Origin of the sequence: Polaromonas sp. AER18D-145 (assembly GCF_002379095.1) — a bacterium.
Taxonomy (GTDB): Bacteria; Pseudomonadota; Gammaproteobacteria; order Burkholderiales; family Burkholderiaceae_C; genus Polaromonas.
This window is the reverse complement of sequence record NZ_NBZV01000043.1, coordinates 33,031-41,496: the sequence shown is the minus strand read 5'-3', so window position 1 is coordinate 41,496 and position 8,466 is coordinate 33,031. Positions and strand designations below refer to the sequence as shown.

The following is an 8,466-nucleotide window of genomic DNA, read 5'->3' as shown; positions in this document are numbered from 1 at the left end:
TCAGCGGCCACCACCGCAAAGCCTCTGCCTTGTTCCCCGGCCCGGGCCGCTTCGACCGCGGCGTTCAGAGCAAGAATATTGGTCTGGAAGGCGATGCCGTCGATCACGCCGATGATGTCGACGATCTTTCTGGACGAGGCGTTGATGGCCCCCATGGTGCCCACCACTTCGGCGACCACGCTGCCGCCCTTGACGGCCACGCTGGAGGCGGTCACCGCCAGCTGGTTGGCCTGGCGGGCGTTGTCGGCGTTTTGTTTGACGGTGCTGGTCAGCTCTTCCATCGACGCGGCGGTCTCTTCCAGGGAGCTGGCCTGCTCTTCGGTCCGGGACGACAGGTCGTGGTTGCCGGCGGCGATTTCGGTAGCGGCCGTTGCAATGGAGCCAACGTTGGCACTCACATCGGATACCACGGCCACAAGGTTGGCGCTCATCTGATTGAGCGCGCGCATCAACTGCCCGGTCTCATCGGTGGCCGCCGTCGGAAATTTGAGAAGCAAGGCACCACCGGCAATGGCATGCGCCACCCCACTGGCCTTGTCCAGGGGTTTCAGGATTGTCTGCACAATGAAATAGCCGAACCCTGCCAATGCAAGCGCCGCCAGCCCGCACGCCGCTGCGATCAGCGCCGGCAACCAGCTGGGTTCTCCTGCGGTCTTGACCAGCGCGCTTGCCTGCCACCAGCCCAATGCCCCCAGAAGCAGCGCCCATGCAGCACCCATGCCCGTGGTCCATGCGATCCGTTTCCGGATCGAAACAAGCCTGACCAAGGTGAGGACATCGCGCCAGCCGCGCCGCACCACGCTGCCCTGCCGAATGGTCAAATGCGCTGACGCGCCTTCCCTGATTTGTCGGTAGATTTGCTCGGCTTCGAGGATCTGGCTCCGTTCCGGCTTGCTGCGCACCGACATAAACCCCTGTGTCCTGCCGTCGACCTGAATCGGTGTCACGTTGGCAAGCACCCAGTAGAAATCGCCGTTTTTGCGCCGGTTTTTGACAAGGCCGGTCCAGGAGAGTCCCCTGCCCAGCGTGGTCCAGAGATCTGCAAACGCTTCTTCCGGCATGTCGGGATGGCGCACGATGTTATGCGCGCTTCCAATCAGCTCTTCTTTGGTGAAATTGCTAACCTCCACAAACGCAGGGTTGGCATAGGTAATGCGACCCTGTAGATCCGTCCTGGAAACCAGCGTGGCATCCTCCGGAAGTTCGTACTCGGTCATCGTCACGGGAAAATTGCTGCGCACTATAGGCCTTTCTTTGACATGCACTCGGGATGGTTGATGGGTTATTCGCAGACCGCTCGCAGCCTGCTTAAAGGGAGTTCTTCAGGGCATCCAGCGAGTCGCCCAGACTGGCGCGCAGGCGGCTGATGGCCTGGCTGTGGAGCTGGCAAACCCGCGACTGTGTCACCTCCAGCACAGCGCCAATTTCCCGCAGATTCAGTTCTTCGTCGTAATACAAACTGAGCAACAGGCGCTCTCGCTCGGGCATGAGTTCGATGGCTTCGATCAACTGGCGGCGAAAGTCGCCTCTGAGCAGCTGTGTCAGCGGTTCGTCGGCCAGGCTTTGGGCACCCAGGGCTTGCCGGTCCAGAAAGCTGTTCTCCTGATCGCCCTGGTCAAAGTCGTCGTAATAGACCAGCTGGCAACCCTGGATCTCCTGCAGCAGGTGCTGATAGGCGTCGAGCGAGAGCTCCAATTCCCGGGCAATTTCGCCTTCAGTGGCCGGCCGACCCAGTTTTTGTTCCTGGGCCTGGACCGCCCGGGCAACACCGCGGGAGGACTGCCGCAAACCACGCGACACCCAGTCATTGGCACGCAGCTCATCGAGCATCGCGCCGCGAATACGCTGACTGGCATAGGTTTCAAATTTGGCTCCCTGATCGTCCTTGTAGCGATTGCCGGCATCGAGCAGCCCCATCATGCCCACCTGGATCAGGTCGTCCAACTCGACGCTGGCCGGCAACTTGGCAATCAGCTGCAGGGCCAGGCGTCGCACCAGCGGCGCGTACTGCATCAGCAAGTCAGACGGGCCGGACTTTTCGATTTTTCCCTGGGATGTGTACATCGAGGAACCCTCCTGCATTTTTAACACTCGTGGAACTCGGAATTCGGCAGCCGCATCAATGCACCTCCAGCATGGGACTTTCGCCCTGCATGAACACTGGAGCGCGAGCCAGCCACGGCGCATGGCCACCCCGTGGCGGCTGGGGCCAATGCAGAAAATCAGCTGCGATCCGGCAAAAATCCATTGCTGCAGGACTTGTCGGAAATGCCTCAACAACCGTCAGGTTCAGTCGCTGCGCCTGGGGCAAACGCGGGTCCGCCCTGACACACCCGGCGGGCTCCAGCGCCACGGCAAGATAGCGGTTCCCTGTCAGCGCGAGGTTCGACAGAATGCGCTGCGCCTCCGCCGCACCGGCCGCATGATTGACCAGCACGCGCATGTGCTGCAACGCATGCGCGTGGCAAAGCCGCTTGATACAGACATAAGCCGCCGTGATGGACGCCGCATTGGGCTGCAACACCACGAAAACATGGTCTGCCTGGGCAGCCAGCGGTGAAAGTGCGCCATCCTTGTCAAGCACGGTGTCGACCAACACCAGCCGTCCCTGGCGCAGGGCCGGGGTGGAATCCAAGGCGCTGCGCTCGTCGAGCAGCAGCACATCCTTGCCCTGCTGCATCAGCGCTGCCGCCAGGTTCAGCGTAACGCTTGTGGCGCCCACAGCCGGCCCGCTGCCCACCACAGCCACCAGCCGCCCGCTGCTGCCAGCCATCAGGCGCCGCAGGCCATCCGCCTGATCGGCAATCACTTGCTTCACGGTAGATTCCTCATGCCTGCGCCGTCACCCTGCGGGGCTGGGGCGAGAGATCGGCGCCGTCGGACTCCAGCGCGTCGAGCAGCACAAAGAATTTGCTCAGGCCTTCCAGCAGCACCGGGCCCGGCACCGGTCGGCCCGGGCGCACCGATCGTCCAGCCAGCCGCGCCAGCACCTTGCGTGCCGCGTCAGCCCAGGCGTCCTGCACATACTGCAGGCGAAAAACCGTGGTTGAAACCTGCCCGGCAATCAGCCATTGTTTGCGCATGGTCGCGTCGTCTGGCTGGACATCACTCGCGAGCTGCCCGATGCCCTGCTTGAGCAGTTTGAAATACGGCTCGGCCGCGATCCGCCAGCCGGGCCACTTCGCCACTTGCAGTGCTGTCGCCTGGATGCCGTTGCTGGCCAGCATGTAGCTGTGCGCCAGCGGTTTGCCGCTGTCCACGTCGACAATGCGCCGCACCACGCAGCGCAGACTGGAAACCACTGCCTGCGCGCCCGGCGCATCGTCCCCGACGGGAGGCCGGACAACAACCTGCGCTTCTGCCACCGACACCCACGCCGGTTTTCTGCGATATGTCGTCGCTTGCGGCGCACTGAAGGTCAGCCCGGCAGCCAGCTTGGCGAGTGTTCCTGGCGTTCCATTTCCTGTGTCCAGGATGCGAAGGGCGGCGGTTGCAGATGCCGCCCATTGATTTCCGCTGGACCGCCACTGTTCGATCAGCGCGGCGCCAGGGAGGCGGGCCAGCAAATGGACAAGCGGTTTTCCGGATTTTTGTGCCCAGTCGCCCGGCAGCGAAATGCCAGCCTGCCCCGGACCAGCCAGAATCTGCTGCGGTGCAGCGAAGGGCCGGCCAGTGCGATCCGACAACAGCACGGTGCTGGTGAGCACCCGGGGGTCTGCGTCGTCCTCGCCTGCGAGGCTGGTATCACCAGTCACGGCCAGGACATAGTCGCTGCAGTCGGCATAGATGTCGGTCAAAGCCTGGGAGTGCAATGTCTGACTAATGGCCTGCTCCCCAAGCTTGGCGTCGCCAAGCTTGCGCCAGAGCGCGCGGGTTTCCTCAAAGCCGATCTGGCCATGGGCAAGCGCGCTGGCATTGGACGCCAGTTCCTGGGCGTTGTGGGTCAGCGCCCGAATCAGTTGCTGGCATTGCGTGCGCAAGCGTTCGTTGACAGCCTCTGCCGCAGCCACTTCGGCCTCGTTGCTCAGAGGCGCTGGCCGCTCGTCAAGATCTGCCTCGCCGGGCACGAACAAGGCGCTTCGGCTTTTGGCATGGAACACACTGTCCACCAACGCCAGACGATCAACCAGCATCAGGTGCTCGGGAACCTTCTGTCCGCTGGAAATGTAGTGCACTGGCAACTGGTGGCGAATGGCCATGTCCACCAGCACACCGGGGTGGGTGGCCTCGTCCACCTTGGTGAAAATGCACCCCGCCAGATCGGACCCCTTCGCCGACTTGCCGCCATGGCGGTAGGCCTCGACCACCTCATTGAGCGTATCGCCATGGCTGGAGGCATTGAGCAGCAACAGGCGCTTGACAGGCCGGCTGGCACCGCCAAGCATGGCGATCTGGTCGGACACGGCCCGGTCGCGCTGGCTCATGCCCACGGTGTCGATCAGCACCATGTGTTTGTCGCGCAAACCTGCCAATACATGCGCCAGGTCAGCCGCATCCTTGACCGCATGCACCGATACACCGAGGATCTGGCCATAAATTCGCAGTTGCTCGTAGGCGCCAATCCGGTAGCTATCGGTGGTCACCAGCGCCAGCTTGTCTGCACCGAAATGCAGGACGCAACGCGCGGCCAGCTTGGCGGTCGTGGTGGTCTTGCCGACGCCTGTCGGGCCCATCAGGGCATAAACACCACCCTCGTCCATCAGTGTGTTTTCGTCTTCCAGCACGGGGAGGCGGCGTGCCAGCTCCGCCCTGGCATGGTCCATGCCGCAGGCATGGCTCAGACCTGTTGGCAGGTCTTCCAGAATGTCCTTGGCCAGGCGTGCACTGAAGCCTGCGCCCAGCAGTGTGCGCAGCAAGTGCCCACGCACCGGGTCACGCCTTTGATGCTCGTTCCAGGCCATGCCGGCAAGCTGCTCTTCGATCATCCCGCGCATCGAGTGAATTTCCCGCAGCAGGCTGTTGCCGTCGTCCAGAGCCGGCAACGGCAGTGGCGCCACCGCCTGCAGGGGAAGGGCCGGAGGCGGGAGCGGTACCGGCAGCGGCGCCACCGGGGCCGCGTCCCTCGCGACGAGGCCGTCCATGGTCGCCACCACCTCAACGCCGTCTGCCGTCACGCGGTTGGACAGGACTATGGCGTCGGGGCCCAGTGCCTCGCGGACCAGGCGCAGCGCCTCACGGCTGGATGGCGCTGTAAAACGATAGTTCTGGGTGCCGGGTGTTAGATGGGTAGTCATGCTTTTCCTCCAATGGTGGCAGTCACCTTGATGGTGCGGGTGTCGGGTATCTCAGCGTGGGAAAGCACCTTGAGCTGCGGCAGGCTGCGGCGCAGAAAGCGGGCCAGCAACACACGCAACGGGTGCTGAACCACCAGCACGGGCGCCAGACCCAACTGCGACTGGCGGTCCATGGCCAGCTGGGTTTCCCTCAGCAGGCTGTCAGCCAGGCCCGGCTCAAGACCACTGCTGTTGGTCAGCGCCTGCAGCAAAACACGATCCAGCGAGCTGTCGAGGCCTATCACCTGCAGCTCCTCGTTGCCCGGGAAAATCTGCTGGACAATCGCACGGCCCAGCGCCAGCCGGATCAGCGACGTCAGCTCCGTGGTGTCTGTCACCGTCGGTGCGTGCTCGGCGAGCACATCAAGAATGGTGCGCATGTCGCGGATGGGCACGCTCTCGTCGAGCAGGTTCTGGAGCACCTTCTGCAGCGTCGTGAGGGTCAGGGTCTTGGGAACCAGATCCTGAATGAGCATGGGCGACTCTTTCCCGATGCGATCAAGCAGTTGCTGGACTTCCTGCCGCCCCAGCAGCTCGGCGGCGTGCGCGTGAATCAGGTGATTGAGGTGGGTCGCGACAACCGTGCTGGCATCCACAACCGTATAGCCGTAAATCTGGGCCTGCTCGCGCAGGCTGCTGTCGATCCAGATCGCCGGCAGGCCGAAGGCCGGGTCCCGCGTCTGCGTTCCTGGAAGGGTGGCACTGACCTGACCCGGGTTGATGGCCATCCACTGCCCGGGGAACGCCTCGCCCTGGCCGATCTGTACGCCCTTGAGTTTGACCACATACGCGTTCGGCTTGATTTCGAGGTTGTCGCGGATGTGCACCACGGGCACCAGGAAGCCAATGTCCTGCGCGAATTTTTTACGTATGCTTTTGATGCGCCCCAGCAACTCGCCGTTCTGGGTTTTGTCCACCAGGGAAATCAAGCGGTAGCCCACCTCAAGGCCAAGCGGATCCACCAGCGCCACATCGTCCCACGTGGCCTCCTGCGACTCCACGGCGTTCACCGCCGGCGCAGGCGCCGCCACCGCGGCATCGGCGCGCTTCCCGTCGCCTCGCGTGACCCGCCGGCCGAGCCAGACCAGGCCGCCCGCAATGATCAGGAAGGCGAGGTTCGGCATGCCGGGGATCAAGCCCATCAGGCCAATCACGCCCGCCGTCAGGAACAGGACCTGGGGATTGGCAAACAGCTGGCCGGTGAGCTGACCGCCCACGTCCTCGTCAGTCGTCACGCGTGAGACGATGACACCCGCCGCGGTGGAAATGACCAGGGCCGGAATCTGCGCGACCAGGCCGTCGCCGATGGCCAGCAGGGTGTAGGTCGTGGCGGCCTCCGAAAAACCGAGGCCGTGCTGGGCCATGCCGACAATCAGGCCGCCAATGATGTTGATCACCAGGATGAGAAGGCCGGCAACGGCGTCGCCGCGGACGAACTTGCTGGCGCCGTCCATCGAACCGTAGAAGTCGGCCTCCTGTGCCACTTCGGCACGGCGCTTGCGCGCCACGTCTTCGCCAATCAGGCCGGCATTGAGGTCCGCGTCGATCGCCATCTGCTTGCCCGGCATCGCGTCGAGCGTGAAACGAGCGCCCACCTCGGCAATACGCCCGGCGCCCTTGGTGATGACCATGAAGTTGATCACGACCAGGATGATGAAGACCATGACACCCACGGCAAAGTTGCCGCCGACCAGGAAATGTCCGAACGCCTCGATCACCTTGCCGGCGGCATCCGGACCCGTATGGCCCTCCATCAGCACCACGCGGGTGGACGCGACATTGAGCGACAGCCGCAGCAGCGTGGTGAACAGCAGCACGGCTGGGAAAGCCGCAAAATCCAGCGCCTTCATGGTGTACATGCTGACCAGCAGCACCATGATCGACAGCGCGATATTGAACGTGAACAGCAGGTCCAGCAAAAACGGCGGCAGCGGCAACACCATCATACTTAGAATCAGGATGATCAGGATGGGGCCGACCAGCCCCTTGCCCTGGTTGCCGGCCAGCATCTGCCTGGGCAGACGCAACAACGAATTCGCCAGTGTCATGCGGGACTTCCAAGAGGATCGAGTGATTCGGGGACCGGCAGGTCACGCGGGGTGCGGGGCAGCGCGCCGCCATCCGTGCCGGCGCGGTTCAGCTGGTAGGCCCAAGCCAGCACTTCGGCCACGGCGGCATACAGGGCGGCCGGGATTTCATCGCCCAGCTGGGTGTGACGGAACAGGGCCCGGGTCAAAGGCGGCGCCTCCAGAACCGGCACCTTGTGTTCTTCCGCCATGGCGCGGATACGCAGGGCCACCAGGTCGGAACCTTTGGCAACCACGCGCGGTGCGCGCATGTCCTTGTCGTGGTATTTCAGCGCGACCGCAAAGTGGGTGGGGTTGGTGACAACGATGTCGGCCTTGGGCACCTCGGCCATCATGCGGCGCCTGGCCATTTGCTGCTGCTGCCTGCGGATCTGGGCCTTGACCTGCGGATCACCGTCGCTTTCCTTCTGCTCCTGGCGCAAATCCTCGCGCGACATGCGCAGCTTGCGGGCATGGCTCCACAGCTGGTAGGGCACATCGATGAGCGCCACCAGCAGCAGCGAAGCGATGATCAGGGCACAGCTGCCTACCACCAGATACAGGGCATGCGGCAGCGCAGCGCGCGCCGGCTCGTTCATCAAGGCCATGATGGCATCGAGCTTGCCCGAGATGACCCACCAGGCCACGCCGCCGACCAGCAGCGACTTGACGATGGTCTTGACCAGTTCGGCCAGTGACTCGGCCGAAAACATGCGCCCGATGCCGGCCACGGGATTCAACTTGGAGAAATTGGGCGCCAGTGACTTACCCGAGAGCAGCCAGCCGCCCAGCATCATCGGCGCCACCAGCGCCGCCACCAGCATCATGAGAAGTACCGGCATCAGCGCCTGCATCGCGTGCAGGACGGCCGTCCCTGCCTGCACCATCATGTGTGACGCATCGAAGGCCGACGCCCGCTCGAATTGCAGGCCGTTGCGCAGGGCGCTGTCGAAATGCCCGCCTATCATGTCTCCCAGGGTCCAAAGGGCGCCAACGCCCGTGGTCAGCATGACAAAGGTCACCAGCTCCCGGGACCGGGCGACCTGCCCCTCCTCGCGCGCCTTTTCCAGACGCCGGGGCGAGGCCGGTTCGGTTTTTTCGAGATCACTTTCTTCCGCCATCAATGC

General features: G+C 63.6%; 6 protein-coding genes. All 6 read right to left on the bottom strand.

Translation table 11 applies throughout. The annotated features are described in order from the left end of the window. Positions 1-1,217 (bottom strand): methyl-accepting chemotaxis protein (locus B7G52_RS24500; RefSeq protein ID WP_141397493.1); only part of this gene is annotated, 1,217 nt, incomplete at its 3' end. A gap of 91 nt (positions 1,218-1,308) precedes the next feature. Continuing rightward, a complete protein-coding gene (locus B7G52_RS18315; protein WP_096698968.1) occupies positions 1,309-2,064 on the bottom strand; it encodes an RNA polymerase sigma factor FliA in 756 nt (251 codons plus the stop codon). A 55-nt stretch (positions 2,065-2,119) separates the two neighbouring features. Continuing rightward, complete coding sequence (locus tag B7G52_RS18310; RefSeq protein WP_205853086.1) at positions 2,120-2,818, bottom strand: hypothetical protein; 699 nt, start codon at positions 2,816-2,818, stop codon at positions 2,120-2,122. Between the two features lie 10 nt (positions 2,819-2,828). Then, complete coding sequence (gene flhF, locus B7G52_RS18305; RefSeq protein ID WP_096698962.1) at positions 2,829-5,234, bottom strand: flagellar biosynthesis protein FlhF; 2,406 nt, start codon at positions 5,232-5,234, stop codon at positions 2,829-2,831. Then, positions 5,231-7,321, bottom strand: coding sequence for a flagellar biosynthesis protein FlhA (gene flhA, locus B7G52_RS18300; RefSeq protein ID WP_096698961.1), 2,091 nt, complete (start codon positions 7,319-7,321; stop codon positions 5,231-5,233). Before flhA ends, flhF begins: the two co-directional genes overlap by 4 nt. Next, on the bottom strand, positions 7,318-8,460 hold the full coding sequence (flhB, locus tag B7G52_RS18295) for a flagellar biosynthesis protein FlhB (protein ID WP_096698960.1): 1,143 nt from the start codon (positions 8,458-8,460) through the stop codon (positions 7,318-7,320). Before flhB ends, flhA begins: the two co-directional genes overlap by 4 nt. Positions 8,461-8,466: the final 6 nt, after the last annotated feature.